The organism is Pseudomonas sp. GW822-FHT02E03 (assembly GCF_058802325.1).
The window spans coordinates 65,604-90,797 of the sequence record NZ_JBXAOA010000015.1; the positions used below are offsets into that span (position 1 = coordinate 65,604).

Below are 25,194 nucleotides of genomic sequence, written 5' to 3' on the forward strand. Positions count from 1 at the left end.
ATGAGACGACATCTGGTTCTTGGTGCGGTGGTGTTGATCGGGCTGAGTGGCTATGCCTCGGACCTGTTCGCTGACGATAAAGCGGCGGTGAAGGCGTTCGACACGGTGCAGAAGGTGTTCCAGAGCCCGCGTTGCCAGAACTGTCATATCCCCGGCGATTCGCCGTTGCAGTTCGACGCGGGCATGCCTCACGCAATGAACGTGGTTCGCGGCATGGATGGCAAGGGTTCGGCCGGTTTGCCATGTGCTACCTGTCATGCCGAACGCAATCCGCCGGCCAGTTATGGCCCCAACGCTCCACCCGGAGCGCCGCATTGGAGCCTGCCGCCGGCCGCGCACAAAATGGCCTGGATCGGCCTGCCACCCGACAAGTTGTGCGCGATGATCAAGGACCGTTCCAGCAATGGCGACCGTGATTTTGCGGCACTGATCAAGCATGTTAGCGAGGACAAGCTGGTGCTTTGGGGCTGGCGTCCGGGTGAGGGACGGGCGCCGGTGCCGGTGCCCCACGATATTTTCGTCACCCAGTTCAAACTCTGGGCCGACGCTGGAGGGCCGTGTCCGCTGGCAGGTAGCTGACCAGCGGCGCGTTTATAGGGAGTCATACCGGGTGTGAACGACTCTAACGTTCATATCCATCAAGGAGCGAGTGATGTTAACCCCAGGCAAACCGATCAAACCCGGCGCTGGCGCAGACTTGCGTGCGCCGAACGTTCTCGACAGCGCAGTGCAGGATCGCGATGTATTGCGGGACCTGGCGCGCAAGGCCGAGCAAGAGTTGATGGGCGTGCAGATGGCGAGCATGGATGAATTGACGCTGCTCTCCAATCGACATGGCTTCGAGGCTTTGGCTCAGTTAGGGCTGGAGGCCTGCCAGGAGTTGGGCATACCCGCGACGCTATTGTTTTTCGACCTTGATCACTTCAAGCACATCAATCAGCTGTACGGTCGTGCCGAGGGCGACGATGCCCTGAAAACCTTCGCCGATGTGCTACGCATCGCCTTTCGCGAGAGCGATGTGATCGGCCGGCTGGGCAGCGATGAATTTGCTGCCTTGTTGACCGGCGCCGATACCGTGGAAATCGCCGCGATCAGAGCGCGCCTCGAAGAAATACTCGATGAACGCAATGCCACGGTGCATCGTGGCTATGACATTCGCTTCAGTATCGGCCAGATCGAGTTTGATCCTCGGCTACACCAGACAGCGGAAGGCTTGTTGGCCTTGGTTGATAAGGTGCTGCGCGACGCCCGTCATTGTTGAATGGCGTCTTGAGAGTCCGCTGCAACGTGCCCGGATCATTTGGCGAACAACTGGTCGATGTTCTTGAACGCCTTGAACTCCAAGGCGTTGCCGCAGGGGTCGAAGAGAAACATCGTGGCCTGTTCGCCCACCAGCCCCTGGAAGCGGATACCCGGCTCGATCACAAAACGGGTGCCCAGAGACTTCAAACGCTCGGCCAGGTTTTCCCATTCCTCCATTCCCAGCACTACGCCAAAGTGCGGAACCGGTACGTTATGTCCATCCACGGCATTGGTGTGGGCCGCTTCCTGAGAGGCGTTTTTCGGCGCCAGGTGAATGACCAGTTGATGGCCGAAGAAACTGAAATCGACCCAATGGTCGCTGGAGCGACCTTCTTCCAGACCGAATACCGTGCCGTAAAAGCTGCGAGCGGCGCTCAGGTCATAAACCGGGATGGCCAGGTGAAAAGGGGAGAGTTGCATGGGGTTTGCCTCAACGGTCGAAAGTTGAAGCTCAGTCTAGTCCTGTGCTTTTTGATTAAAAGACGATAGTTTTTGCAGCGAGCTCAAATTATTTCGATCAGTTGAGAAGTCTATGCTGCGAGAACTGAAAACTTTCATCGCCGTGACGCGCTATGGCACCTTCGCCGCGGCGGGCATGCACATCGGCCTCACGCAGTCGGCGGTCAGTGCGCAGATTCGCAATCTGGAACAGGTGCTGGGCATCCGCTTGTTCGATCGCACCGGACGTCAGGCGATTCTCAATGCGGCGGGGCAGCGCGCGTTGCCGATGGCCAGGGAAATGCTGGAAACTTTCAGCCGCATGGCCGTCAGCGATGATGTCAGCGAGTATCGCGGCGCGTTGAAGATTGGTGCGGTAGCCACGGCCCAGACCGGGCTGTTGCCCCAGGCGCTGTTACGATTGCGTCAACAGGCACCGCTGCTGGAGCCGAAGCTGGTGCCCGGTGTGTCGCTGAATCTGTTGAGTCAGGTGGATACCGGCGAAGTGGATCTGGCCATCCTGATCAAGCCGCCGTTCGACTTGCCCAAGGAGTTGTCGGCACAGGTGATTCGCAAGGAGCCGTTCGTGCTGGTCGTTCCGGCAGCGTTTGAGGGGGATGATCCGCTGCAATTGCTCGCCGCGCATCCGCACGTGCGTTACGACCGCAATTCGTTCGGTGGGCGTTTGGTGACGCGGTTTCTGCGCGAGCAGCGGATCGACGTGCAGGTCGCGCTGGAACTGGATGAGCTGGAAGCCATCGTGAAAATGGTTGAGTGCGGATTGGGCGTTTCATTGCTGCCCAAGGCAGGGCTCTGGCTTGAACACGGCGCCAGGGTGAGGGTGATCGAATTGGGCGAACTGACGTTCTATCGGGAGATCGTGTTGCTGCAGCGTTACAGCCAGCGAACACAACCGATCCAGCAATTGTTTGCGCGGTGTTTGACACAGATCGATGACTAAACGCTAACCCCTGTGGGAGCGGGCTTGCTCGCGAAGGCGGTGTACGGCATACAGAGAGTGTCGACTGGCACACCGCTTTCGCGAGCAAGCCCGCTCCCACATTTGACCGCGTCAATCCTGGAATTGAAGCCATAAAAAAACCCGCCTGAAGAGGCGGGTTTTTTAATGGCTAACCGAAGATCACTCTTCGATGTTGCCCATGGCGGTGGTGTTGAAGCCGCCGTCTACGTACATGATTTCGCCGCTGATGCCGGAGGCCAGGTCCGAGCACAGGAAGGCGCCGGCGTTGCCGACTTCGTCGATGGTGACGTTACGACGCAGCGGAGTTTGCGCTTCGTTGGCGGCCAGCATTTTGCGGAAGTTCTTGATGCCGGAAGCGGCGAGGGTGCGGATCGGGCCAGCCGATACGCAGTTCACGCGGGTGCCATCCGGGCCCAGGGAGCCGGCCAGGTAACGCACGCCAGCTTCCAGAGAAGCCTTGGCCATGCCCATTACGTTGTAGTTCGGCATGGTGCGCTCGGCGCCCAGGTACGACAGGGTCAGCAGGCTGCCATTGCGGCCTTTCATCATTTCGCGACCAGCCTTGGCCAGGGCCACGAAGCTGTAGGCGCTGATGTCGTGAGCGATGCGGAAACCTTCACGGGTGGTGGCTTCGGTGAAGTCGCCGTCCAGTTGGTCGCCCGGGGCGAAGCCGACGGAGTGCACGATGCAATCCAGGCCGTCCCACTTCTTGCTCAACTCTTCGAAGACCTTGGCGATTTCTTCATCGCTGGCCACGTCGCACGGGAAGCACAGCTCAGGGCTCGAGCCCCAGCCTTGTGCGAATTCTTCGACACGACCCTTGAGTTTGTCGTTCTGATAAGTGAAGGCAAGCTCAGCGCCCTCGCGATGCATGGCGGCAGCGATGCCGGATGCGATGGACAGCTTGCTGGCGACACCGACGATCAGTACGCGCTTACCGGCGAGAAAACCCATGTGTTGCTCCTCTTTTCAGGTTTATTGCGCAGTGGCTGGTGCCAGAAAAGCGGCTTCCAGCAACTGCTGTGTATACGGATGTTGGGGGGCGGCAAAGATACTTTGCGCGTCTCCCTGTTCGACCACTTGGCCATGCTTGACCACCATCAGCTGGTGGCTCAGCGCTTTGACGACAGCCAGGTCATGGCTGATAAACAAATACGTCAGGTTGTACTTGGTTTGCAGTGAACGTAGCAGCTCCACCACTTGGCGTTGCACGGTGCGGTCGAGGGCCGAAGTCGGCTCGTCCAGCAGAATCAACGCCGGTTTTAGCACTAATGCCCGGGCAATGGCGATTCTTTGCCGTTGCCCACCGGAAAATTCATGGGGGTAGCGGTGCCGGGTTTCCGGGTCCAGACCTACCTCCTTGAGTGCCGCAATAATCGCTTGTTCCTGTTCTGCCTCGGTGCCCATCTTATGGATCCGCAGGCCTTCGCCGACGATCTGGCTCACACACATCCGTGGGCTCAGGCTGCCGAAGGGGTCCTGGAACACCACCTGCATTTCCCGGCGCAGCGGTCGAATCTGTTGCTGCGTCAGGCAGTCTAGCTGCTTGCCTTCAAAACGGATGACGCCTTTGCTACCGATCAGCCGCAAAATCGCCAGGCCGAGCGTCGACTTGCCAGAACCGCTTTCTCCCACAATCCCCAGGGTCTGGCCCTGAGGCAGGCTGAAATTGATGCCGTCGACCGCTTTGATATGGTCCACGGTCTTTTTCAGCAAGCCTTTCTTGATCGGGAACCAGACTTTCAAGTCCTCGACCGCAAGCAACGGCGGGCCAATCACATTGGTCGCCGGTTTGCCGCTGGGCTCCGCTGCCAGCAGTTCCCGCGTGTACGGATGCTGCGGCGCGCGGAACAATTCTTCGCACGATGCCTGTTCGACGATGCAACCACGCTGCATGACACATACCCGATGCGCAATTCTTCGTACAAGGTTCAAATCGTGACTGATCAGTAACAACGCCATGCCCAGACGGGCCTGTAATTCCTTGAGCAGTTCGAGAATTTTCAGTTGAACGGTCACGTCCAGCGCCGTGGTCGGTTCGTCGGCGATCAGCAATTCCGGCTCATTGGCCAGGGCCATCGCGATCATCACCCGCTGGCGCTGGCCGCCGGACAATTCGTGGGGCAGGGCCTTGAGACGCTTCTGCGGTTCGGGGATGCCGACCATTTCCAGCAGTTCCAGCGTGCGCTTGGTCGCGACTTTACCGGTCAGGCCTTTGTGGATGCCCAGGATTTCGTTGATCTGTTTTTCGATCGAATGCAGCGGATTGAGCGAGGTCATCGGCTCTTGAAAGATCATCGCAATCCGGTTGCCGCGGATGTGGCGGATGGTTTTCTCTTTCAGGTCCAGCAGGTTCCGGTCGGAATAAGTGATGGTGCCGGACGGGTGCCGGGCCAGCGGGTAGGGCAGCAGCCGCAGGATCGAGTGGGCGGTCACCGATTTGCCGGAGCCGCTTTCGCCCACCAGCGCCAGGGTTTCGCCGCGCTTGATGTCGAAGCTGACGCCCTCGACCACCCGCTGCACGCGTTCACCGACGACAAATTCGACGGCCAGGTCGCGCACTTCGATCAGATTGTCCTGATTCATTTCACTTCCTCGGGTCGAAGGCATCGCGAGCGGACTCGCCGATGAACACCAGCAGACTCAACATCAACGCCAGCACCGCAAACGCACTCATACCCAGCCACGGCGCTTGCAGATTGGATTTGCCCTGGGCCACCAGTTCACCCAGAGACGGCGCGCCCGGCGGCAGGCCGAAGCCGAGGAAGTCCAGGGCGGTCAGCGTGCCGATGGCGCCGGTCAGGATGAACGGCATGAAGGTCATGGTCGAGACCATGGCGTTGGGCAGGATGTGGCGGAACATGATCGCGCCATTCTGCATGCCCAGCGCCCGGGCCGCGCGCACGTATTCCAGGTTCCGCCCGCGCAGGAACTCGGCGCGCACCACATCCACCAGGCTCATCCACGAGAACAACAGCATGATCCCCAGCAGCCACCAGAAGTTCGGTTGCACGAAACTGGCCAGAATGATCAGCAGGTACAGCACCGGCAACCCGGACCAGATCTCCAGAAAACGCTGCCCGGCCAGATCGACCCAGCCGCCATAAAAACCCTGCAAGGCCCCGGCGATCACGCCGATGATCGAGCTGAGAATGGTCAGCGTCAAAGCGAACAGCACCGAAATCCGGAAGCCGTAAATCACCCGGGCCAGCACATCGCGGCCCTGATCGTCGGTGCCCAGCAGGTTATCGGCCGAAGGCGGCGCGGGGGCCGGGACTTTCAGGTCGTAGTTGATGCTCTGGTAGCTGTAGGGGATCGGCGCCCACAAGACCCAGGCGTCCTTGGCCTTGAGTAGCTCGCGAATGTACGGGCTCTTGTAGTTGGCTTCCAGCGGGAATTCGCCGCCGAACGCGGTTTCCGGGTAGCGCTTGAGGGCCGGGAAGTACCAGGCGTTGTCGTAGTGCACCACCAGCGGTTTGTCGTTGGCGATCAGTTCGGCACCCAGGCTTGCGCCGAACAGAATCAGGAACAGCCACAACGACCACCAGCCACGCTTGTTGGCCTTGAACAGTTCGAAACGTCGGCGATTGAGAGGGGACAGGTTCATCTCAATGCTCCCGGCTTTCGAAGTCGATGCGCGGATCGACAAAGGTGTAAGTGAGGTCACCGATCAATTTCACCACCAGCCCCAGCAGGGTGAAGATAAACAGCGTGCCGAAAACCACCGGGTAATCGCGGTTGATCGCTGCCTCAAAACTCATCAAGCCGAGGCCGTCGAGGGAGAAAATCACTTCCACCAGCAACGATCCGGTGAAAAAGATCCCGATGAACGCCGAAGGAAAACCGGCGATCACCAGCAGCATGGCGTTGCGAAACACATGGCCGTAGAGCACGCGATGGCGTGTCAGGCCCTTGGCCTTGGCGGTGACCACGTATTGCTTGTTGATTTCATCTAGGAAGCTGTTTTTGGTCAGCAGCGTCATGGTTGCGAAGTTGCCGATCACCAATGCGGTCACCGGCAGCGCCAGGTGCCAGAAGTAATCGAGGATCTTGCCGCCAGTGCTCAGCTCATCGAAGTTGTTCGAGGTCAGGCCCCGTAGCGGGAACCAGTCGAAATAGCTGCCGCCGGCGAACACCACAATCAACAGGATGGCGAACAGGAACGCCGGGATCGCGTAACCGACGATGATCGCCGAACTGGTCCAGACGTCGAAGTGGCTGCCGTGTCGCGTCGCCTTGGCGATCCCCAGCGGAATCGACACCAGGTACATGATCAGCGTGCTCCACAACCCGAGGGAGATCGACACCGGCAACTTTTCCTTGATCAGGTCGATGACCTTGGCGTCGCGGAAGAAGCTGTCGCCGAAATCCAGGGTGGCGTAGTTCTTGATCATGATCCACAAACGTTCCGGCGCCGATTTATCGAAGCCGTACATGTGCTCGATTTCCTTGACCAGCGCCGGGTCCAGGCCTTGCGCCCCACGATAGGCCGAGCCGGCCACCGACACCTCGGCACCGCCGCCGGCGATGCGGCTGGTGGCGCCTTCGAAGCCTTCGAGCTTGGCGATCATCTGTTCCACCGGCCCACCGGGGGCGGCCTGGATGATCACGAAGTTGATCAGCAAAATGCCGAGCAGGGTCGGGATGATCAGCAGCAGTCGCCGAAAAATATACGCCAGCATCTGATTACTCCGTGCCCGCAGGGTCGGCTTGCAGTTTGGTTTCGACTTCTATCGGCAATGTCGCGTTGGGCTTGACCCACCAGGTATTGATGCCGATGTCATATTTGGGCGAAACCTTCGGGTGGCCGATGTGGCTCCAGTACGCCACGCGCCAGGTCTTGATGTGCCAGTTGGGGATCACGTAGTAGCCCCATTGCAGCACCCGGTCCAGTGCCCTGGCGTGGGCCACCAGGCTTTGGCGTGAGTCGGCGTTGATCAGTTGCTCGACCAGTTGATCCACCACCGGGTCTTTCAGTCCCATGGAGTTGCGGCTGCCCGGTTTGTCGGCCGCGGCGGTCATCCAGAACTCGCGCTGTTCGTTACCCGGCGAGTTGGACTGCGGGAAGCTGCCGACGATCATGTCGAAGTCCCGGGAGCGCACGCGGTTGATGTATTGCGAGACGTCGACCCGGCGGATCACCAGGTCGATGCCCAGGTCGCTGAGGTTGCGCTTGAACGGCAGCAGCACCCGCTCGAACTCGGTCTGGGCCAGCAGGAATTCGATGGTCACCGGTTTGCCGGTGGCGTCGACCATTTTGTCGTCGACGATCCGCCAGCCGGCCTCTTGCAGCAGTTGATAGGCCTTGCGCTGCTGAGTGCGGATCATGCCGCTGGCGTCGGTCACCGGGTTCTGGAACGCCTCGCTGAACACTTGCTCGGGAATCTTGCCGCGAAATGGGTCCAGGATCGCCAACTGATCGGCGTCGGGGAGGCCGGTTGCGGCCATTTCCGAGTTTTCGAAGTAACTGCGGGTGCGCGCGTAGGCGCCGTTGAACAGTTGCTTGTTGGTCCATTCGAAGTCCAGCAACAGGGTCAGTGCCTGACGCACGCGCACATCCTGAAACACCGGGCGGCGCAGATTGAACACGAAGCCTTGCATGCCGGTGGGGTTGCCGTTGGCGATTTCTTCCTTGATCAGCCGACCTTCGGCCACCGCCGGAATGTTGTAGGCCTTGGCCCAGTTTTTCGCGGCCGATTCCAGCCAGAAGTCGAACTGACCGGCCTTGAGCGCTTCCAGCGCGACGGTGTTGTCGCGGTAGTAGTCAGTGGTCATCACGTCGAAGTTGTAGAAACCGCGATTAACCGGCAGGTCCTTGCCCCAGTAATCCTTGACTCGCTCATAACGCACCGACCGCCCGGCCTTGACTTCGCTGACCTTGTACGGGCCGCTGCCCAGCGGCAGTTCCAGGTTGCCCTTGTTGAAATCGCGGGTGGCCCACCAATGCTTGGGCAGCACCGGCAACTGGCCGAGGATCAGCGGCAATTCACGGTTGTTTTTGTGCTTGAACTTGAACAGCACTTTGAGCGGGTCTTCGGCGACCACGTCCTCCACGTCGCTGTAATAGCCGCGAAAGAGCGGGGCGCCGTCCTTGATCAGGGTCTGGAAGCTGAACACCACATCTTCGGCACGTACCGGATGGCCGTCGTGGAAGCGTGCTTCGGGACGCAGGTAGAAGCGCACCCAGCTGTTGTCCGGGGCTTTTTCGATTTTGCCGGCGATCAAGCCGTATTCGGTAAACGGCTCATCCAGACCCTGTTTGGCCAGGGTGTCGTAGATCATGCTGATGTCGTCGGCCGGCACGCCTTTGTTGATGAACGGGTTGAGGCTGTCGAAGCCACCGAACCCGGCCTGGCGAAAGATCCCGCCCTTGGGCGCGTCGGGGTTTACGTAATCGAAATGTTTGAAATCGGCCGGGTATTTCGGCGGCTCGTTGTACAGGGTCAAGGCATGTTGCGGGGCGGCGCAGGCCAGCCCGGCAAACAACAGACCGCTGGCCTGCAAGAGCAGGGCGAGTACGGGTTTCATCGATCTTTCTCCGAAGATTTCAGCCACCACGCGCTCAGGCCCAGGGTGTAGGGCGGCGTGGTGACGAAGGCGAACCGGTTGCGGTAGGCCAGGCGGTGATAATTGAGGTACCAGTTGGGAATGATGTAGTGCTGCCACAGCAGTACCCGGTCGAGCGCCTTGCCGGCGGCGACCTGTGCATCACGGGTCTGGGCGGCGAGCAGTTGTTCAAGCAAATGGTCGACCACCGGGTTGGCGATACCCGCGTAATTCTTGCTGCCCTTGACCCCGACCTGGCTGGAGTGGAAGTACTGCCATTGCTCCAGACCCGGGCTGAGGGTCTGGTTGAGGGTCATCAGGATCATGTCGAAATCGAACTGATCGAGGCGTTGTTTGTACTGGGCGCGATCGACCGTGCGCAGCCGTGCGTCGATGCCGATGCTGGCGAGGTTCTCGACGTAAGGCTGAAGGATGCGCTCCAGGTTCGGGTTGACCAGCAGGATCTCGAAACGCAACGGTTGGCCGATGGTGTTCTGTAGCCGTTGACCGTTGAGCTTCCAGCCGGCCTCGGCGAGCAGCTCCAGGGCCTTGCGCATGGTTTCCCGCGGAATGCCGCGGCCTTCGGTCTGCGGCAGGCTGAACGGCTCGGTGAGCAGCTTGGCGGGCAACTGATCGCGATAGGGCTTGAGCAGCAGCCACTCATGACCGACCGGTAGCCCGGTGGCAGAGAACTCGCTGTTGGGGTAATAACTCATGGCGCGTTTGTAGGCGCCGCTGAACAGCGTGCGGTTGGTCCATTCGAAGTCGAACATAAGCCCCAGCGCTTCTCGGACCTTGGCCTCGGCGAAAGTTGGCCGCCGGCTGTTCATGAACAGACCCTGGCTCTGGGTCGGGATCTGGTGCGCGATTTGCGCCTTGATCACATCGCCACGGCGCACGGCCGGGAAGTTGTAGCCGTTGGCCCAGTTCTTCGCCTGGTGTTCGATGTAGATGTCGAACTCACCGGCCTTGAACGCTTCGAAAGCCACGTCGCTGTCACGGTAGAACTCGACTTCCATGCGATCGACGTTGTACTTGCCGCGATTGACTGGCAGGTCTTTGCCCCAGTAATCCTTGACCCGTTCGAAGACGATCTGCCGCCCGGGCGTTACCGAGGTGATGCGATACGGCCCGCTGCCCAATGGCGGCTCGAAGGTGGTGGCCTTGAAATCGCGACCTTTCCAGTAATGCTGGGGCAACACCGGCAACTCGCCCAGGCGCAGGATCAGCAGCGGATTACCGGAGCGTTTGAAGACGAAACGGATGCGCCGTGGGTTGAGAATATCCACCCGCGACACTTCCTGAAGGTTGGTGCGGTATTGCGGGTGACCTTCCTTGAGCAGCAAACGGTAAGAGAACGCTACGTCGTAAGCGGTGATCGGCGTGCCATCGTGAAAACGCGCTTCGGGGCGCAGGTTGAACACCACCCAGCTGCGGTCCTCGCTGTATTCCACCGATTGGGCAATCAGGCCATAACTGGAGGTCGGCTCATCGCCGGACGGCGCGTATTGACCGGTGCCGACCATCAACGGTTCATTGAGTTCGTTGATGCCGTACTGCAGGAAGTTGGCGGTGGAAACCGGGCTTGAGCCTTTGAATGTGTAAGGGTTGAGCGTATCGAAGGTGCCAAACGCCATCACCCGCAACGTACCGCCCTTGGGCGCTTGCGGGTTGACCCAGTCGAAGTGGGTAAATCTGGCCGGGTACTTGAGCGTGCCGAACTGCGCATAACCATGGCTTTCGCTGATCGTCGCGCTTGCGGGGGAGCTCAAGGCCAGGCTGATCAGGAGCAGGAGGAGGGGACGCTTCAAGTCAGAGATCCGATCCAGGCGGCTTGGGCTTTGTGGGCCGTACAGTAACAGCTTGTATCGACAGGAAAAAGACGGGGGGTTAATGCGTTGTTAATTGTGAGGTGATGGTCCGGTGGATTGCAGAACCTGTGGCGAGGGAGCTTGCTCCCGCTCGGCTGCGAAGCAGTCGTAAACCTGACTGCGCGGAGTCAGAAATCATCGGGTTTCAGGTTTTGGGGTTGCTTCGCTACCCAGCGGGAGCAAGCTCCCTCGCCACAAAAAAGCCCCATTGCCCGAAGCTGCTTAATGCGGCGAAGCAACCGTCAGCATCTGCCCCGGTTTCAGCGCCTGGCCAACCCGAGGGTTCCAGCGCTTGAGGTGCTGCATTTCAACGTTGAAGCGTTTGGCGACCATGTACAGCGAGTCGCCTTGCTTGACCTTGTACTGGGTCTGTTGCGTCTTGTTGGTTACCTTGCCGTTGGTCTTGCTGTTCACCGCGACCACGGTGTTGACGCGCCCGGATTTGCGCTTGGTGGTGTCCTGCATCACCAGGGTCTGGCCGACCTTGAGGTCTTTGCCGTTCAGCTTGTTCCAGCGTTGCAGGTCTTTGACCTCGACCTTGTTGGCCTTGGCGATGGTGCCCAGATTGTCGCCGCGTTTGACTCGATAGGCGCGCTTGAGGCTGGCGATTTCGCTGTCGTCTGCCCCTTCGAACACCGGCTTGAGCGATCGCTGGCTGATCAACTCTTCAGGACGCATGGTCGACAGGCTGGCAGTCAGCAGTTGCGCCTTGGACGTTGGCACCAGCAGATGCTGGGGACCGTCGATGGTGGTGCGCTGCTTGAAGGCCGGGTTGAGCTGGAACAGTTCGTCTTCGTCGATGTTGGCGACGGCGGCAACCTTGGACAGGTCCATGCGCTGGTTGATTTCGACGACCTGGAAGTACGGTTCGTTGGCGATCGGGTTGAGGTTCACGCCATAGGCGTCGGGTGCGAGGACCACTTGCGACAGGGCCAGCAGCTTCGGCACATAGGCCTGGGTTTCCGCTGGCAGCGGCAGGTTCCAGTAGTCGGTTGGCAGGCCGAGTCGTTCGTTGCGCTCGATGGCCCGGCTGACCGTGCCTTCGCCGGCGTTGTAGGCCGCCAGGGCCAGTAGCCAGTCGCCGTTGAACATGTCGTGCAGGCGGCTCAGGTAATCCATGGCCGCGGTGGTCGAGGCGGTGATGTCGCGACGGCCATCATAGAAGCGGGTCTGACGGAGGTTGAAGTAACGCCCGGTGGACGGAATGAATTGCCAAAGACCCACCGCGTCGGCCCGGGAATAGGCCATCGGGTTGTAGGCGCTTTCAATCACCGGCAACAGCGCCAGTTCCAGCGGCATGTTGCGTTCTTCAAGGCGTTCGACGATGTAGTGAATGTAGAGGCTGCCGCGTTCGCCGGCGTTTTCGAGGAAGGACGGATTACTGGCGAACCACAGGCGCTGTTGCTCGATGCGCGGGTTGACGCCCAGGTTGTCCTGCAACTGGAAGCCCTGGCGCATGCGCTCCCAGACGTCCTGTGGAATTTGCGGTGTTGGTTTTTCGCTGAGCCAGACAGGTTTCTGCTTGGCTCGAGCGGCGATATTCGGAGTGTGTGTCGCTTCGGTCTGCGGCACATGGCTGGAACAGCCCGCCAGAGTGGCGGACACAGCCACCGCAATGGCTTGAGCCAAGCGGGTCAATGCGTCTGAATTGATGGCTTTACGAATAGGTGACGACATTGGCTGGAAGTAAGTTCCGGGCAAAAATGTCGGGCGATTCTAGAAAGCGTACCCCCTGCGGTCAACCATTCAGAATTTTTGTACCAACGTGATGGCTACTTAGAACTTATCTTTCCAAGCACGTAGAGCAGCAAAAACCGCACTCGGAGCCCGGTTTTGGGTTCCATTCCGTTCGTCCACTTTTTCTTTAACGGATGTTTCGTCAACACGCAAAAACGGGTTGGTACGCTTTTCAAGCGCCAGTGTAGAGGGCAGCGTCATGAGTCCGGCTTCACGTTGTGCGGTGACTTTTTCCAGACGTGCGGCGGTGTCCGGATTGCCCGGTTCGACCGCAGCAGCAAACTTCAGGTTGCTCAAGGTGTATTCGTGAGTGCAGTACACCAGCGTGTCTTCGGGCAGCGCCGCGAGGCGGCTCAACGAGTGATGCATTTGCTCCGGCGTGCCTTCGAACAGGCGTCCGCAACCGGCGGCGAACAGGGTGTCGCCGCAAAACAAATGGCCCTGGTGATAAAAGGCGATGTGTCCGAGGGTATGCCCCGGCACCTGGATGACATCGAAGTCCCAGCCCAGCACGCTGATGCGGTCATTGTTCTTGAGCGCCACGTCCCGCGCCGGGATGCTTTCACTGGCCGGGCCATAGACTGTCGCGTCTGTCGCTTTTTTCAGCCGCTCGACGCCGCCGACATGGTCATGATGGTGATGAGTGATCAAAATATCGCTTAACACCCAACCCGGGTGCGCGGCGAGCCAGGCTTGTACTGGCGCGGCATCGCCCGGATCGACCACGGCGCAGCGCTGGGTGCTGTGGTCTTGTAACAACCAGATGTAGTTGTCGGTGAAGGCGGGCAGGGCACTGATCTGTATCATCGTCGGATTCGCCAAGCGGAAAACATTGGCGCATCTTAGAACTTCCTGGCGCGTTGGAGAATGCAATGACCGATAAAGCGTTCGCTCAGGCCGATCCTGAGTGGCTGACATTGATCAGCGCGGCCCGTGAATGGCTGTCCGGCCCCATCGGGCAATTTCTGCTGGACGAAGAACGACGCATGCTCGAAGACGAGTTGGGGCGCTTCTTCGGCGGCTATCTGGTGCATTACGGCCCCTCGGCGCAGACACCGCCGTCGGCGCCGCAGGTCCAGCGCAATGTGCGGCTCGGTGCGCCGTTGCCGGGGGTCGAGATTGTTTGCGAAGAGCAGGCCTGGCCTTTGAGCGAGCACGCCGCTGATGTGGTGGTGTTGCAGCATGGGCTGGATTTCTGCCTGTCGCCCCACGGTTTGCTGCGCGAAGCGGCGAGCAGTGTCCGGCCCGGCGGGCATCTGCTGATTGTCGGGATCAACCCCTGGAGCAGCTGGGGGCTGCGTCATGTGTTCGCCCATGACGCCTTGCGCAAAGCCCGCTGTATTTCGCCATCGCGAGTCGCCGACTGGCTGAACCTGCTGGGCTTCGCGCTGGAGAAACGCCGCTTCGGGTGCTATCGTCCGCCGCTTGCGTCGCCTGCCTGGCAAGCCCGTCTGGCCGGTTGGGAGCGCAAGGCCGGTGACTGGCAATTGTCCGGTGGTGGCTTCTATTTATTGGTCGCGCGCAAGATCGTGGTAGGCCTGCGGCCGGTGCGCCAGGAACGGCGCGAACCGATGGGCAAGTTGATTCCGTTGCCGATGGCCAAGGTCAACCGTCGCCACCTCGAACCGTAATACACATTTTATTTTCCCGGCCGGGTTCGCCCCGGCCTCGGGCATCGTCGGTCACCGATCGGCGAGCCACCGCATTTTCTGGATAGATTGGCATGAGCGATAGCGTAGAACTCTTCACCGATGGCGCCTGTAAGGGCAACCCTGGCCCGGGCGGCTGGGGTGCATTGCTGGTGTGCAAGGGCGTTGAAAAAGAACTCTGGGGCGGCGAAGCCAACACCACCAACAACCGTATGGAGTTGATGGGCGCGATCCGTGGCCTGGAAGAGCTCAAGCGCTCCTGTGACGTACTGCTGGTGACCGACTCCCAGTACGTGATGAAAGGCATCAACGAGTGGATGGCCAACTGGAAGAAACGCGGCTGGAAAACCGCGGCCAAGGAACCGGTAAAAAACGCCGATCTGTGGAAGCTGCTCGACGAGCAGGTCAACCGCCACAACGTCACCTGGAAATGGGTGCGCGGGCACATCGGCCATCACGGCAACGAACGGGCCGACCAACTGGCCAACCGTGGCGTTGATGAAGTGCGTGGGTACAAGCAGGCTTGATTTCGGTTGATGATCGTTCCCACTCTCCGCGTGGGAATGCCTCAAGGGACGCTCCGCGTTCCAATGGGACGCAGAGCGTCCCGGGCTGCATTCCCACGCAGAGCGTGGGAACGATCAGTGGGAGCGAGCCTGCTCGCGATGGGTGCAACACGGTGTACCTGAAAGACCCCGGCGAGCGTGTTAACATCGCCGCTTTTGCACGATTGACCCGTTGAGAGCTGAGCACTGATGGCCACCAGATCCGTTGTACTCGATACCGAAACCACCGGCATGCCGGTGACCGACGGCCACCGGATTATCGAAATCGGTTGTGTCGAGTTGATCGGTCGGCGCCTGACCGGCCGGCATTTCCACGTTTACCTGCAACCGGATCGCGAGAGTGACGAAGGCGCCATCGGTGTCCACGGCATCACTAATGAATTCCTGGTGGGCAAGCCGCGTTTCACCGAAGTGGCCGATGAGTTCTTCGAGTTCATCAAGGGTGCGCAGCTGATCATCCATAACGCGGCGTTCGACGTTGGCTTCATCAACAACGAATTCGCCCTGATGGGCCATCACGACCGCGCGGACATCACGCAACACTGCTCGATCCTCGACACCCTGATGATGGCCCGGGAGCGTCACCCGGGGCAGCGCAACAGCCTCGACGCCTTGTGCAAACGCTATGGCGTCGACAACTCTGGCCGTGAGCTGCACGGCGCCTTGCTCGACTCCGAGATTCTCGCCGACGTTTACCTGACCATGACCGGCGGCCAGACCAGCCTGTCGCTGGCCGGTAACGCGTCCGATGGCAATGGTTCAGGTGAGGGCGCGGATAACTCCGCCACCGAAATCCGTCGCCTGCCGGCCGATCGTCAGCCGATCCGGATCATCCGTGCGAGTGAAGAAGATTTGGCCCAGCACGTTGCGCGCCTTGAAGCCATCGCAAAATCCGCTGGTGCTCCGTCGTTGTGGCAGCAATTGGCTGAGGCCAAGGCTCAGGCCTGAGCCCCTTCGAGCGGAAGGGCTTTTGTGGCGAGGGAGCTTGCTCCCGCTCGGCTGCGCAGCAGTCGCAAATCCTGCCAACACGGTGTATCGGAGCGAATGCAGGGGGCCGCTTCGCAGCCCAACGGGAGCAAGCTCCCTCGCCACAGGTAAACTTTCTGAACAATGGGTTTGCTGGCCACTTGCTGGTGCGCCCGCCGACCCACTTCAGGGCATCCCCCTCGCCACATGCGCTCCAACCCTCTACCCTGAGGTTATTGGCAGGCTACGGTCTGCCGCCTCAGGACACCGAGCCCCATGTATAAAGATTTGAAATTCCCGGTCCTGATCGTCCACCGCGACATCAAGGCCGACACCGTTGCCGGTGATCGTGTGCGTGGCATCGCCCGGGAGCTTGAGCAGGAAGGCTTCAGCATCGTCTCGGCGGTCGATTACAACGAAGGGCGTCTGGTCGCCTCGACTCATCACGGCCTCTCTTGCATGTTAATTGCCGCCGAAGACGCCAGCACCCATGCTCATCTTCTGCATAACATGGCGGAGCTGATCCGTCTGGCACGGGTTCGGGCGCCGGACCTGCCGATCTTTGCCTTGGGCGAACAGGTGACCCTGGAAAATGCCCCGGCTGACGCCATGGCCGAGCTCAATCAACTGCGCGGCATTCTTTATTTGTTCGAAGACACCGTGCCCTTCCTTGCCCGGCAAGTTGCCCGCGCGGCGCGCAAATATCTGGACGGTCTGTTGCCGCCGTTCTTCAAGGCGCTGGTACAGCACACCGCCGATTCCAATTATTCCTGGCATACCCCCGGCCATGGCGGCGGCGTGGCGTATCACAAGAGCCCGGTGGGGCAGGCGTTTCATCAGTTTTTCGGGGAAAATACGCTGCGTTCGGATTTGTCGGTGTCGGTACCGGAACTCGGTTCGCTGCTCGATCACACCGGCCCGCTGGCCGAAGCGGAAGCGAGAGCTGCGCGTAATTTCGGCGCCGATCACACCTTTTTCGTGATCAATGGCACCTCGACCGCCAACAAGATCGTCTGGCATTCCATGGTGGCCCGCGATGACCTGGTGCTGGTGGATCGCAACTGCCACAAGTCGGTGCTGCATTCGATCATCATGACCGGCGCGATCCCGCTGTACCTGTGCCCGGAACGCAATGAACTGGGAATTATCGGCCCGATTCCGTTGAGCGAATTCAGTCGTGAGTCGATCCAGGCCAAGATCGACGCCAGCCCGCTGACCAAGGGCCGCGAACCCAAGGTCAAGTTGGCGGTGGTGACCAATTCGACTTACGACGGCCTCTGTTACAACGCCGAGCTGATCAAGCAGAGCCTGGGCAACAGCGTCGAGGTGCTGCATTTCGACGAGGCCTGGTACGCCTACGCGGCGTTTCACGAGTTCTTCGCCGGTCGTTACGGCATGGGCACCTCTCGCAGTGAAGACAGCCCGCTGGTGTTCACTACGCACTCCACGCACAAATTGCTGGCGGCGTTCAGTCAGGCGTCGATGATTCACGTTCAGGACGGCGGTGCGCGGCAGCTCGACCGCGACCGTTTCAACGAAGCGTTCATGATGCACATCTCGACCTCGCCGCAGTACAGCATCATTGCTTCGCTGGACGTGGCCTCGGCGATGATGGAAGGGCCGGCTGGCCGTTCGCTGTTGCAGGAAATGTTCGACGAGGCCCTGAGTTTTCGCCGGGCCCTGGCCAATCTGCGCCAACACATCGCCGCCGATGACTGGTGGTTTTCCATCTGGCAACCACCCTCGGCCGAAGGTATCGAACAGGTAGTCACCGAAGACTGGTTGCTGCAACCCGACGCCGATTGGCATGGCTTTGGCGGCGTAACCGATGATTACGTACTGCTCGATCCGATCAAGGTCACGCTGGTGATGCCGGGTTTGACGGCGGGCGGTGCCCTGAGCGCGCGCGGGATTCCGGCGGCGGTGGTCAGCAAATTCCTCTGGGAACGTGGGCTGGTCGTGGAAAAGACCGGGCTGTATTCGTTCCTGGTGCTGTTCTCCATGGGCATCACCAAGGGCAAATGGAGCACGCTGCTGACCGAGTTGCTGGAGTTCAAGCGCAGTTACGACGCCAATGTCAGCCTGGCCACCTGCCTGCCGTGCGTGGCACAACACAATGTTGCCCGTTACCAAGGCATGGGTTTGCGCGATCTGTGTGATCAATTGCACGCCTGTTATCGCAGCAATGCCACGGCCAAACACCTCAAACGCATGTACACCGTACTGCCGGAAGTCGCGATGAAGCCGGCGGACGCCTATGATCAATTGGTACGCGGGGAGGTTGAGGCTGTTTCGATCGATGCTCTGGACGGGCGGATCGCAGCGGTGATGCTGGTGCCATACCCGCCGGGGATCCCGTTGATCATGCCCGGCGAGCGGTTCACCGAGTCGACCCGTTCGATCATCGATTACCTGAAGTTTGCCCGTACGTTCGACAGCAGCTTTCCCGGATTTGTCGCCGATGTGCATGGCTTGCAACACGAAGACGAGGGCAATGGACGGCATTACACCGTCGATTGCATCAAGGAATGAGGACCTTTGCGACTATGCAACCCGTCATGAATCCCAAATACCCGGGCCTCTCGGTGCGTGTCGCCGATGAGGGGTTTGCGGCTTATATCTGGGGCAGTGATTTCAGTTTTGAAGTCGCCGCCTATGGTGCCGCGCAAATCGGCAAGCCGGTGGCGCAGTGGCCGGTGACGCCAATCACTCCGTATCGCAAGTGTTACGGCATCGATCCCGAGGAATTCAGCAGTTTTCGCGATGCCGCTGACAGCGCGATTTTCATGGCCTATCTGGATGACGAGCCAGTGGGGCATTTAGTGGTCAGCACCAACTGGAACGGCTTCGCCCATATCGATGAATTGGCGGTGCATGCGCCGGCGCGCCGTCATGGCGTGGCCAAGGCGTTGCTGGACGTGGCGCAGTTCTGGAGTCGCAAGAAAAAACTGCCGGGCATCATGCTGGAAACCCAGAACAACAACCTGGGCGCCTGTCGGCTTTATGAGCGCTGTGGCTATGTGGTCGGCGGAATCGATCACCTGCGCTACCGCGGAATCGATCCGAATACCGCTGAAATGGCGCTGTTCTGGTATCGATTATTCGATAATCCGCTGGAAAACCCGCTCAGCTCGCCAGCATCGCCACGGCTTGTTCCGTGATGATGTCCAGCAGCGCTTGAACGGCCGCAGAGGGCTCGGCGCTCTTCAGGCTCAAGGCATACACGCTGATCGGCACGGCAGGCGCCAGGGGGCAGGCATCGAGCCCGGCCGATTTGGCGCCGAGGGCGGTAAACGGGTCGACGATCGCCAGACCTTCACCGGCCTCGACCATGCTGCGCATCATCTGATGAGTCTGTACCCGTGTCTGAATGACCGGGGCAGGGCGTAGCGCATGCAGCTTGTTGTCCAGTGCCGGGCTTAACGGATCGTGACCTTCCAGGCCGACCATCGACTGGCCAGCCAGGTCCTGCAGCGAAATGTACTTCTGTTTCGGTTGCAGCCAGCCATGGGGCGCCAGCAACTGGAGCTTGCCTTGAGCGATGACCTGGCAATGGATATCAGCGTGCTCCGGGTCATGCAGGCTCAGCCCCAGATCGCTTTCACGCAGCAGCAGGCTTCTGACAATCGCGCCGGTCGGCTGGCTCAGGAGGGTGCAAGGTGCGTCGGGGAGGCGTCGGCGCAGGGCCGCGATGCTGTGTGGCAACAGGTGTTGTGCCAACGGCGGGGTGCAGATGATGCGCAGGGGCGGGGCCAAATATTGTTTGAGGCTGCTGGCCAGTCGCTGGACCGGCTCGAGGGCTTCGTAGACGTGGGCGATCTCGACCTGCAACTCCCGTGCTTCGCGCGTGGCTTGCAGACGACCACGCACGCTGGCAAACAGCATGAAACCCAACTGATCCTCGGCATCACGCAGGGTGCGTTCAACCTCGGCCACCGGCAGCTGCAGCCATTCGGCGGCGGTGCCCAGGTGACCGGTCTGCAGGAGCGCCTGGATCACTTCGATATGACGTAAACGCATGCGTGAAGTCCATGTTCAGCAGGTGAGGGAGTCAGTCACTGAATCCTAACTCAAGTGCGCGCATATGACTTCTGCTCATAACAGCGAGTTATGAGGCCACGTTCGTTTCAGGTTCGCGAGTGAGGGTGACGCCCGATTGCACCAGCACAAATTCGTTGTCGTCAAGTTTGTTGAGCCGGTCGCCAATGGCCAGTTTATAGGTGGTGACAGGCACCGAGCCGGCGAGGCCGTCGTGTGACGGGGTGGATTCCTGGAACTCATGCACGGAATAAACGCGGCCTTCCGCGTCTCTTGCATGGAACTGACCGACGAGTACTGCTGCCATCTGCTTAGAACCTCTGGAGATAAATCACTCAATTTGCGGTTCTGTAGACCGTGGTTGGGCGAGGTAAGTTTTCCTACAGGAAAAAAATAGTCAGGGGCGGCGTTTTTCCGTCGCCCGCTGGTTGAATCGTCATTTGATCATCTATAACTAGAAGCTCTTCCCATCGGACAGTCGAGAATCTTCCATGAGCAACGTCTACGAGATCGCCGTTCTGGTCGGCAGCCTGAGAAAAGCATCGATCAACCGCAAGGTCGCGCTGGCGCTGGCCGAGCTGGCGCCTGCCAATCTGAAACTGAACATCGTCGAAATCGGCGATTTGCCGCTCTACAACGAAGACATCGATGGCGAATCACCGCCGGCAGCCTACAGCACTTTCCGACAACAAGTGAGTTCATCCGACGCGGTGCTGTTCGTGACCCCGGAATATAACCGTTCGGTACCGGCGCCATTGAAGAATGCGATCGACGTGGGGTCGCGCCCTTATGGCAAGAGCGCCTGGAACGGCAAGCCAGGTGCGGTGATCAGCGCTTCACCGGGCGCCGTCGGCGGATTTGGCGCCAACCACAATATTCGCCAGTCCATGGTGTTTCTCAATGTGCCGTGCATGCAGCAACCGGAAGCCTACCTGGGCGGCGCCGGTTCAGCGTTCGACGAGGCGGGCAAGTTGTCGGAGTCGGTCAGACCGTTTTTGCAAAAATTTATCGATGCGTATGCGCTGTGGGTTGAGCAGCATAAAAAGCAATGAACCATGTACGTGGTGCTGATTAATTCTTCTGGCCAGCCACAATTCCCTGTGGGAGCGGCGGTGCGACGATTCGACTTGCTCGCGAAGACGGCGGCACAGTCAACATTGATGGCGCCTGACATACCGCTTTCGCGAGCAAGCCCGCTCCCACATTGGATCTGCTTATGGCAAGCGTCCTTGTAGGAGCGAGGCTTGCCCGCGAAGAGGTCAGTCCATTCACCACAAAAACTCAACCATTACCCGGCACATTCGGCCAAAGATCGGACACCAGAAACAGGCGCTCGGCTTCTTCCCAATCTCCTTCGCCATTCTCTGTCAGCCGCACCATCAATTGCGCAGGTGCCAGCGGGTCCAGATCGCTCAGCCATGCGCTCAGCTGTTCAGCATTCCAGGTTTGCTCTTTGGGATAGTGCGCCGGCGCCAGCCAGGCATGGCGGGGCAGGGGTTGCCAACGGCCGAACGGACGCTGCACGACAAAATCCGCCCAGTCCTTCTGATGCAGCCAGCTACCGCGCAAATGTTGAGGGTGCGCGCCGCTGGGTGATTCGGACTGTCCCGGCCACGGATAGAGCAGATAACCGCCCAGCCACAGATGCGCACTGAACTGCTGGATATCCAGCGACGCCAGCACTGCACGGCTTTCCGCCCGCGCGGAAATCGGTAATTGATGCTGGCTCAGGTGCTTGAGTTTACGGTCGAGCCGATCATGACAGCCCGGTCCGAGCCACTGCGCGGTGTCGTGGCCGTCACCGTTCTGTGGCCCCAGATAGAGCTTGATCGCCAGTTCCAGGTGATGCACGCCATCGCGATCACGCAGCAGCATGTCCAGCTCACCCAGGGTGTGGCCTTCACGGCGGATCGGCATGTTGGCGGCAATCAGTTCGATACCCGGCGCGTGCCGCACGGCGTACTGCCACAGCCGCTCGTAGTACAGGCCCAGTCGCCGGGTCCTGGCCTGGGCCAGCCAGTGCAGCAAGTCGTAGCTGTCGCGATCCAGTTGCCTGAGCCAGTGTTCCAGGCGCTCCGGTGCCTGCACCCAGTCGCTGCCCGCCAGCGGATGACGCTGCGGCCACGGGGTGACGCTGAGCATCGGCGGCGCGAGGATGACCCAAGCCAGGTCGCGCACTTCAGGGTGGCGCAACTGGTGAGGTAACTGGAGCAAATCTGGAAATAGGATCATCTTGCGAGCATAGCCCGAAACGCGAGCGCACCGTTGTGGCTGAAAGGGTTTTGTCTACGCCGCGCTTTCGCCCATAATCGTGTTTTTCGCCGTCGCAGGCCCTCCGCATCCTAATAGGAGCCCCATGGAGCAATTTCGTAATATCGGCATCATCGGTCGCCTGGGCAGTTCTCAGGTGCTGGATACCGTCCGCCGACTGAAACGGTTTCTGCTCGATCGTCACCTGCACGTGATCCTCGAAGACACCATCGCCGAAGTCCTGCCGGGTCATGGCCTGCAAACTTCGTCGCGCAAGATGCTCGGTGAAGTCTGTGACATGGTGATTGTGGTCGGTGGTGACGGCAGCCTGCTGGGCGCCGCCCGGGCGCTGGCCCGACACAATATTCCGGTGCTCGGCATCAACCGGGGCAGCCTGGGATTCCTGACCGATATTCGCCCCGATGAACTGGAAGTCAAAGTCGCCGAAGTGCTCGACGGCCACTACCTGGTGGAAAACCGCTTCCTGCTGCAAGCCGAAGTCCGGCGCCACGCCGAGGCCATCGGTCAGGGCGATGCACTGAACGATGTAGTGCTGCACCCCGGTAAATCGACGCGGATGATCGAGTTCGAGTTGTACATCGATGGCCAGTTCGTCTGCAGCCAGAAGGCCGACGGCCTGATCGTCGCCACGCCGACCGGTTCAACCGCCTACGCACTGTCGGCGGGCGGCCCGATCATGCATCCCAAGCTCGACGCTATTGTGATTGTGCCGATGTACCCCCATACCTTGTCAGGTAGACCGATCGTGGTCGATGGCAACAGTGAGCTGAAAATCGTCGTGTCCAAAGATATGCAGATTTACCCGCAAGTTTCCTGTGACGGGCAGAATCACTTCACCTGCGCGCCCGGTGACACCATCACCATCAGCAAGAAAGCGCAGAAACTGCGGCTGATTCACCCGCTGGACCACAACTACTATGAAGTCTGTCGGACCAAGCTCGGCTGGGGCAGCAAGTTGGGTGGTGGAGGCGACTGATGCTCGATCCCGCGCGTAGCTACGACCTGATCGGTGACGTGCACGGTTGCGCTCTGACCCTTGAGCACTTGCTCGACCGGCTCGGTTATCACAAACAGGCTGGCGTCTGGCGGCATCCGTCGCGCATGGTGGTGTTCCTCGGCGACATCATCGACCGCGGCCCGCGGATTCGCGAGGCGCTGCACATCGTCCACGACATGGTCGAGGCCGGCCAGGCGCTGTGCATCATGGGCAACCATGAATTCAACGCCCTCGGCTGGAGCACGCCGGCGTTGCCGGGCAGCGGTCAGCAGTTCGTGCGTGAACATACGCCGCGCCACGGTCGCCTGCTCAAGGAAACCCTGACCCAGTTCGAAGACCATCCCGCGGAATGGCACGACTTCCTGCAATGGTTCTATGAATTGCCTCTGTTCGTCGATGCCGGGCGTTTCCGGGTGGTGCATGCCTGTTGGGACGCCGGCCTGATCGAGCCTTTGCGCGGCCTGTTCCCCGACGGCTGCATCGATGAGCACTTCCTCCAGGCCTCCGCGGTGCCGGGCAGTTTTGCCTGCACCGTGTTCGATCGCCTGTTGCGCGGCACCGACATGCGCTTGCCCCACGGGTTGACCATGACCAGCGGCGACGGCCTGACGCGCTCGTTTTTCCGCACCAAGTTCTGGGAAGACGACCCGCAAACCTACGGAGACATCGTGTTCCAGCCCGACGCCTTGCCTGAACCGGTGGCCCGCACGCCGCTGTCGTCCAGCGAAAAAGACAACTTGCTGCGCTACGGCGTCGATGAGCCGCTGTTGTTCGTCGGCCACTACTGGCGCAGCGGCAAACCGGCGCCGATCCGCCCGAACCTGGCGTGCCTGGATTACAGTGCGGTGCTCTATGGCAAACTGGTCGCTTATCGTCTGGATCAGGAAACCCGTCTCGACCCGCATAAATTTGTCTGGGTCGATGTCGAGCGGCCGGAGGTGCTGCAATGACGGCGGTGGCGGTATTACGTCTGCCTTTGGCGGTGGATTTGAGCGGGTTCGTCAAACTGCTGCAACGCATGCAAGTGCCCCACCGGGTCAGCGAAGAGGCGGGCGAGCAGGTGCTATGGGTCCCGGCCAACATCAGCGAAGACGTGCGCTCATTGTACGAACGCTTTCCGGCGGGTGACCCCGATCAGCAACTGGATATCCCGATCGCGCAGACGCTGCAGCGTCCGGGCTTAGTCGAGCAGTTGCGTCACAGCAAGGCCACGGCGTTGGTGCTGTTGCTGACCCTGATCGTCGCCATGGTGACGCTGCTGGGCGATAACCTCGACACGATACGCTGGCTGACCTTCCTCGATTTCCGTGTGGTCGGCGAGTACATCCATTTCACGCCATTGGCCGACAGCCTGGCGGCGGGGCAGTGGTGGCGTCTGGTGACGCCGATGCTGATCCACTTCGGCATCCTGCACCTGGCCATGAACGGCATGTGGTACTGGGAACTGGGGCGGCGCATCGAATCGCGGCAGGGCAGCATCAACCTGATCGGCCTGACGCTGCTGTTCAGCCTGGTGTCCAACTATGTCCAGTTCCTTTTCAGCGGCCCGAGCCTGTTTGGCGGGTTGTCCGGCGTGCTGTACGGTTTGCTTGGGCATTGCTGGATCTTCCAGCTTCTGTCGCCGAACCCGGCGTATCGCCTGCCTCGAGGGGTGTTGGTGATGATGCTGGTGTGGTTGCTGGTGTGCCTGTCCGGGCTGGTCTCGATGATCGGTTTCGGCCAGATTGCCAATGCCGCCCACGTCAGCGGGTTACTCATCGGATGCTTCACCGGTTTGTTGGGCGGTTTGTACAACCGCCGTAAACTGACTTCCAAATAAGCTATGTGATTA

The 25,194-nt window shown here is 60.1% G+C and carries 24 protein-coding genes; 12 read left to right on the top strand and 12 right to left on the bottom strand.

Annotated features, from left to right (window positions below):
• Positions 1-579 (top strand): hypothetical protein, encoded by a 579-nt coding sequence (locus AC1RQB_RS13775; RefSeq protein WP_063343473.1) that lies wholly within the window; start codon positions 1-3, stop codon positions 577-579.
• Positions 580-652: 73 nt separating this feature from the next.
• Positions 653-1,261, top strand: a complete 609-nt coding sequence (locus AC1RQB_RS13780) for a GGDEF domain-containing protein (RefSeq protein ID WP_063343474.1) — start codon at positions 653-655, stop codon at positions 1,259-1,261.
• A 35-nt stretch (positions 1,262-1,296) separates the two neighbouring features.
• Here the strand turns inward: AC1RQB_RS13780 and AC1RQB_RS13785 are convergent, their stop codons facing one another.
• Positions 1,297-1,722, bottom strand: a complete 426-nt coding sequence (locus tag AC1RQB_RS13785) for a VOC family protein (RefSeq protein ID WP_063343475.1) — start codon at positions 1,720-1,722, stop codon at positions 1,297-1,299.
• Positions 1,723-1,834: 112 nt separating this feature from the next.
• Here AC1RQB_RS13785 and AC1RQB_RS13790 point away from each other — a divergent pair, with 112 nt between their 5' ends.
• Positions 1,835-2,701: a LysR family transcriptional regulator gene (locus AC1RQB_RS13790; protein WP_063343476.1), complete on the top strand. Its 867-nt coding sequence runs from the start codon at positions 1,835-1,837 to the stop codon at positions 2,699-2,701.
• 180 nt (positions 2,702-2,881) lie between these two features.
• Here AC1RQB_RS13790 and fabI read toward each other — a convergent pair whose 3' ends face one another.
• The 8 genes from fabI to gloB form a co-directional block, all read right to left on the bottom strand.
• Positions 2,882-3,676: an enoyl-ACP reductase FabI gene (fabI, locus tag AC1RQB_RS13795; RefSeq protein WP_090282903.1), complete on the bottom strand. Its 795-nt coding sequence runs from the start codon at positions 3,674-3,676 to the stop codon at positions 2,882-2,884.
• A 21-nt stretch (positions 3,677-3,697) separates the two neighbouring features.
• Positions 3,698-5,308, bottom strand: a complete 1,611-nt coding sequence (locus AC1RQB_RS13800) for an ABC transporter ATP-binding protein (RefSeq protein WP_008074366.1) — start codon at positions 5,306-5,308, stop codon at positions 3,698-3,700.
• Position 5,309: 1 nt separating this feature from the next.
• Entirely contained in the window at positions 5,310-6,329 is a 1,020-nt protein-coding gene (locus AC1RQB_RS13805; protein ID WP_008074378.1) for an ABC transporter permease, read from the bottom strand.
• Between the two features lies 1 nt (position 6,330).
• Positions 6,331-7,404: a microcin C ABC transporter permease YejB gene (locus tag AC1RQB_RS13810; RefSeq protein WP_063343478.1), complete on the bottom strand. Its 1,074-nt coding sequence runs from the start codon at positions 7,402-7,404 to the stop codon at positions 6,331-6,333.
• A 4-nt stretch (positions 7,405-7,408) separates the two neighbouring features.
• Positions 7,409-9,250, bottom strand: a complete 1,842-nt coding sequence (locus AC1RQB_RS13815) for an extracellular solute-binding protein (protein ID WP_063343479.1) — start codon at positions 9,248-9,250, stop codon at positions 7,409-7,411.
• Positions 9,247-11,079, bottom strand: coding sequence for an extracellular solute-binding protein (locus AC1RQB_RS13820; protein WP_063343480.1), 1,833 nt, complete (start codon positions 11,077-11,079; stop codon positions 9,247-9,249). The genes AC1RQB_RS13815 and AC1RQB_RS13820 overlap by 4 nt, the downstream gene beginning before the upstream one ends.
• Before the next feature lie 282 nt (positions 11,080-11,361).
• Positions 11,362-12,816: a transglycosylase SLT domain-containing protein gene (locus AC1RQB_RS13825; RefSeq protein ID WP_063343481.1), complete on the bottom strand. Its 1,455-nt coding sequence runs from the start codon at positions 12,814-12,816 to the stop codon at positions 11,362-11,364.
• Between the two features lie 99 nt (positions 12,817-12,915).
• Positions 12,916-13,683 (bottom strand): hydroxyacylglutathione hydrolase, encoded by a 768-nt coding sequence (gene gloB, locus AC1RQB_RS13830; protein WP_063343482.1) that lies wholly within the window; start codon positions 13,681-13,683, stop codon positions 12,916-12,918.
• A gap of 65 nt (positions 13,684-13,748) precedes the next feature.
• On the opposite strand from gloB, the gene AC1RQB_RS13835 reads away from it, so the two are divergent.
• The 5 genes from AC1RQB_RS13835 to AC1RQB_RS13855 all read left to right on the top strand — a co-directional run bounded on the left by AC1RQB_RS13835 (position 13,749) and on the right by AC1RQB_RS13855 (position 19,218).
• Positions 13,749-14,507, top strand: a complete 759-nt coding sequence (locus AC1RQB_RS13835) for a methyltransferase domain-containing protein (RefSeq protein WP_008074391.1) — start codon at positions 13,749-13,751, stop codon at positions 14,505-14,507.
• Positions 14,508-14,599: 92 nt separating this feature from the next.
• A complete protein-coding gene (gene rnhA, locus AC1RQB_RS13840; protein ID WP_003180633.1) occupies positions 14,600-15,052 on the top strand; it encodes a ribonuclease HI in 453 nt (150 codons plus the stop codon).
• 228 nt (positions 15,053-15,280) lie between these two features.
• Complete coding sequence (gene dnaQ, locus AC1RQB_RS13845; protein ID WP_008074393.1) at positions 15,281-16,039, top strand: DNA polymerase III subunit epsilon; 759 nt, start codon at positions 15,281-15,283, stop codon at positions 16,037-16,039.
• A 294-nt stretch (positions 16,040-16,333) separates the two neighbouring features.
• On the top strand, positions 16,334-18,589 hold the full coding sequence (locus AC1RQB_RS13850) for an Orn/Lys/Arg family decarboxylase (RefSeq protein ID WP_008074395.1): 2,256 nt from the start codon (positions 16,334-16,336) through the stop codon (positions 18,587-18,589).
• 14 nt (positions 18,590-18,603) lie between these two features.
• Entirely contained in the window at positions 18,604-19,218 is a 615-nt protein-coding gene (locus tag AC1RQB_RS13855) for a GNAT family N-acetyltransferase (protein WP_008074397.1), read from the top strand.
• On the opposite strand, the gene AC1RQB_RS13860 is transcribed toward AC1RQB_RS13855, so the two are convergent.
• A complete protein-coding gene (locus AC1RQB_RS13860) occupies positions 19,184-20,077 on the bottom strand; it encodes a LysR substrate-binding domain-containing protein (RefSeq protein WP_008074399.1) in 894 nt (297 codons plus the stop codon). The genes AC1RQB_RS13855 and AC1RQB_RS13860 overlap by 35 nt on opposite strands.
• 88 nt (positions 20,078-20,165) lie before the next feature.
• Positions 20,166-20,402, bottom strand: coding sequence for a hypothetical protein (locus AC1RQB_RS13865; RefSeq protein WP_052964268.1), 237 nt, complete (start codon positions 20,400-20,402; stop codon positions 20,166-20,168).
• 184 nt (positions 20,403-20,586) lie between these two features.
• Between AC1RQB_RS13865 and AC1RQB_RS13870 the strand changes: the two genes are divergently transcribed.
• Complete coding sequence (locus AC1RQB_RS13870; RefSeq protein ID WP_063343483.1) at positions 20,587-21,147, top strand: NADPH-dependent FMN reductase; 561 nt, start codon at positions 20,587-20,589, stop codon at positions 21,145-21,147.
• A gap of 229 nt (positions 21,148-21,376) precedes the next feature.
• Here AC1RQB_RS13870 and AC1RQB_RS13875 read toward each other — a convergent pair whose 3' ends face one another.
• Complete coding sequence (locus AC1RQB_RS13875) at positions 21,377-22,327, bottom strand: DUF1853 family protein (RefSeq protein ID WP_207267321.1); 951 nt, start codon at positions 22,325-22,327, stop codon at positions 21,377-21,379.
• 124 nt (positions 22,328-22,451) lie between these two features.
• On the opposite strand from AC1RQB_RS13875, the gene AC1RQB_RS13880 reads away from it, so the two are divergent.
• From AC1RQB_RS13880 to AC1RQB_RS13890, 3 genes are read left to right on the top strand one after another with little or no spacing between them, the layout of a single operon-like run.
• Positions 22,452-23,342, top strand: coding sequence for an NAD(+) kinase (locus tag AC1RQB_RS13880; RefSeq protein WP_007906781.1), 891 nt, complete (start codon positions 22,452-22,454; stop codon positions 23,340-23,342).
• Positions 23,339-24,313, top strand: coding sequence for a metallophosphoesterase (locus tag AC1RQB_RS13885; RefSeq protein WP_207267455.1), 975 nt, complete (start codon positions 23,339-23,341; stop codon positions 24,311-24,313). Before AC1RQB_RS13880 ends, AC1RQB_RS13885 begins: the two co-directional genes overlap by 4 nt.
• Positions 24,310-25,182: a rhomboid family intramembrane serine protease gene (locus tag AC1RQB_RS13890; protein ID WP_063343485.1), complete on the top strand. Its 873-nt coding sequence runs from the start codon at positions 24,310-24,312 to the stop codon at positions 25,180-25,182. Before AC1RQB_RS13885 ends, AC1RQB_RS13890 begins: the two co-directional genes overlap by 4 nt.
• The last annotated feature ends 12 nt before the right edge of the window (positions 25,183-25,194 follow it).

What these genes read in the sequence shown, in the direction of transcription:
- AC1RQB_RS13775 (WP_063343473.1), top strand. Translation starts at nt 1, where the DNA reads ATGAGACGACATCTGGTTCTTGGTGCGGTGGTGTTGATCGGGCTGAGT.
- AC1RQB_RS13780 (WP_063343474.1), top strand. Translation starts at nt 653, where the DNA reads ATGTTAACCCCAGGCAAACCGATCAAACCCGGCGCTGGCGCAGACTTG.
- AC1RQB_RS13785 (WP_063343475.1), bottom strand. Translation starts at nt 1,722, where the DNA reads ATGCAACTCTCCCCTTTTCACCTGGCCATCCCGGTTTATGACCTGAGC.
- AC1RQB_RS13790 (WP_063343476.1), top strand. Translation starts at nt 1,835, where the DNA reads ATGCTGCGAGAACTGAAAACTTTCATCGCCGTGACGCGCTATGGCACC.
- fabI (WP_090282903.1), bottom strand. Translation starts at nt 3,676, where the DNA reads ATGGGTTTTCTCGCCGGTAAGCGCGTACTGATCGTCGGTGTCGCCAGC.
- AC1RQB_RS13800 (WP_008074366.1), bottom strand. Translation starts at nt 5,308, where the DNA reads ATGAATCAGGACAATCTGATCGAAGTGCGCGACCTGGCCGTCGAATTT.
- AC1RQB_RS13805 (WP_008074378.1), bottom strand. Translation starts at nt 6,329, where the DNA reads ATGAACCTGTCCCCTCTCAATCGCCGACGTTTCGAACTGTTCAAGGCC.
- AC1RQB_RS13810 (WP_063343478.1), bottom strand. Translation starts at nt 7,404, where the DNA reads ATGCTGGCGTATATTTTTCGGCGACTGCTGCTGATCATCCCGACCCTG.
- AC1RQB_RS13815 (WP_063343479.1), bottom strand. Translation starts at nt 9,250, where the DNA reads ATGAAACCCGTACTCGCCCTGCTCTTGCAGGCCAGCGGTCTGTTGTTT.
- AC1RQB_RS13825 (WP_063343481.1), bottom strand. Translation starts at nt 12,816, where the DNA reads ATGTCGTCACCTATTCGTAAAGCCATCAATTCAGACGCATTGACCCGC.
- gloB (WP_063343482.1), bottom strand. Translation starts at nt 13,683, where the DNA reads ATGATACAGATCAGTGCCCTGCCCGCCTTCACCGACAACTACATCTGG.
- AC1RQB_RS13835 (WP_008074391.1), top strand. Translation starts at nt 13,749, where the DNA reads ATGACCGATAAAGCGTTCGCTCAGGCCGATCCTGAGTGGCTGACATTG.
- rnhA (WP_003180633.1), top strand. Translation starts at nt 14,600, where the DNA reads ATGAGCGATAGCGTAGAACTCTTCACCGATGGCGCCTGTAAGGGCAAC.
- dnaQ (WP_008074393.1), top strand. Translation starts at nt 15,281, where the DNA reads ATGGCCACCAGATCCGTTGTACTCGATACCGAAACCACCGGCATGCCG.
- AC1RQB_RS13850 (WP_008074395.1), top strand. Translation starts at nt 16,334, where the DNA reads ATGTATAAAGATTTGAAATTCCCGGTCCTGATCGTCCACCGCGACATC.
- AC1RQB_RS13855 (WP_008074397.1), top strand. Translation starts at nt 18,604, where the DNA reads ATGCAACCCGTCATGAATCCCAAATACCCGGGCCTCTCGGTGCGTGTC.
- AC1RQB_RS13860 (WP_008074399.1), bottom strand. Translation starts at nt 20,077, where the DNA reads ATGCGTTTACGTCATATCGAAGTGATCCAGGCGCTCCTGCAGACCGGT.
- AC1RQB_RS13865 (WP_052964268.1), bottom strand. Translation starts at nt 20,402, where the DNA reads ATGGCAGCAGTACTCGTCGGTCAGTTCCATGCAAGAGACGCGGAAGGC.
- AC1RQB_RS13870 (WP_063343483.1), top strand. Translation starts at nt 20,587, where the DNA reads ATGAGCAACGTCTACGAGATCGCCGTTCTGGTCGGCAGCCTGAGAAAA.
- AC1RQB_RS13875 (WP_207267321.1), bottom strand. Translation starts at nt 22,327, where the DNA reads ATGATCCTATTTCCAGATTTGCTCCAGTTACCTCACCAGTTGCGCCAC.
- AC1RQB_RS13880 (WP_007906781.1), top strand. Translation starts at nt 22,452, where the DNA reads ATGGAGCAATTTCGTAATATCGGCATCATCGGTCGCCTGGGCAGTTCT.
- AC1RQB_RS13890 (WP_063343485.1), top strand. Translation starts at nt 24,310, where the DNA reads ATGACGGCGGTGGCGGTATTACGTCTGCCTTTGGCGGTGGATTTGAGC.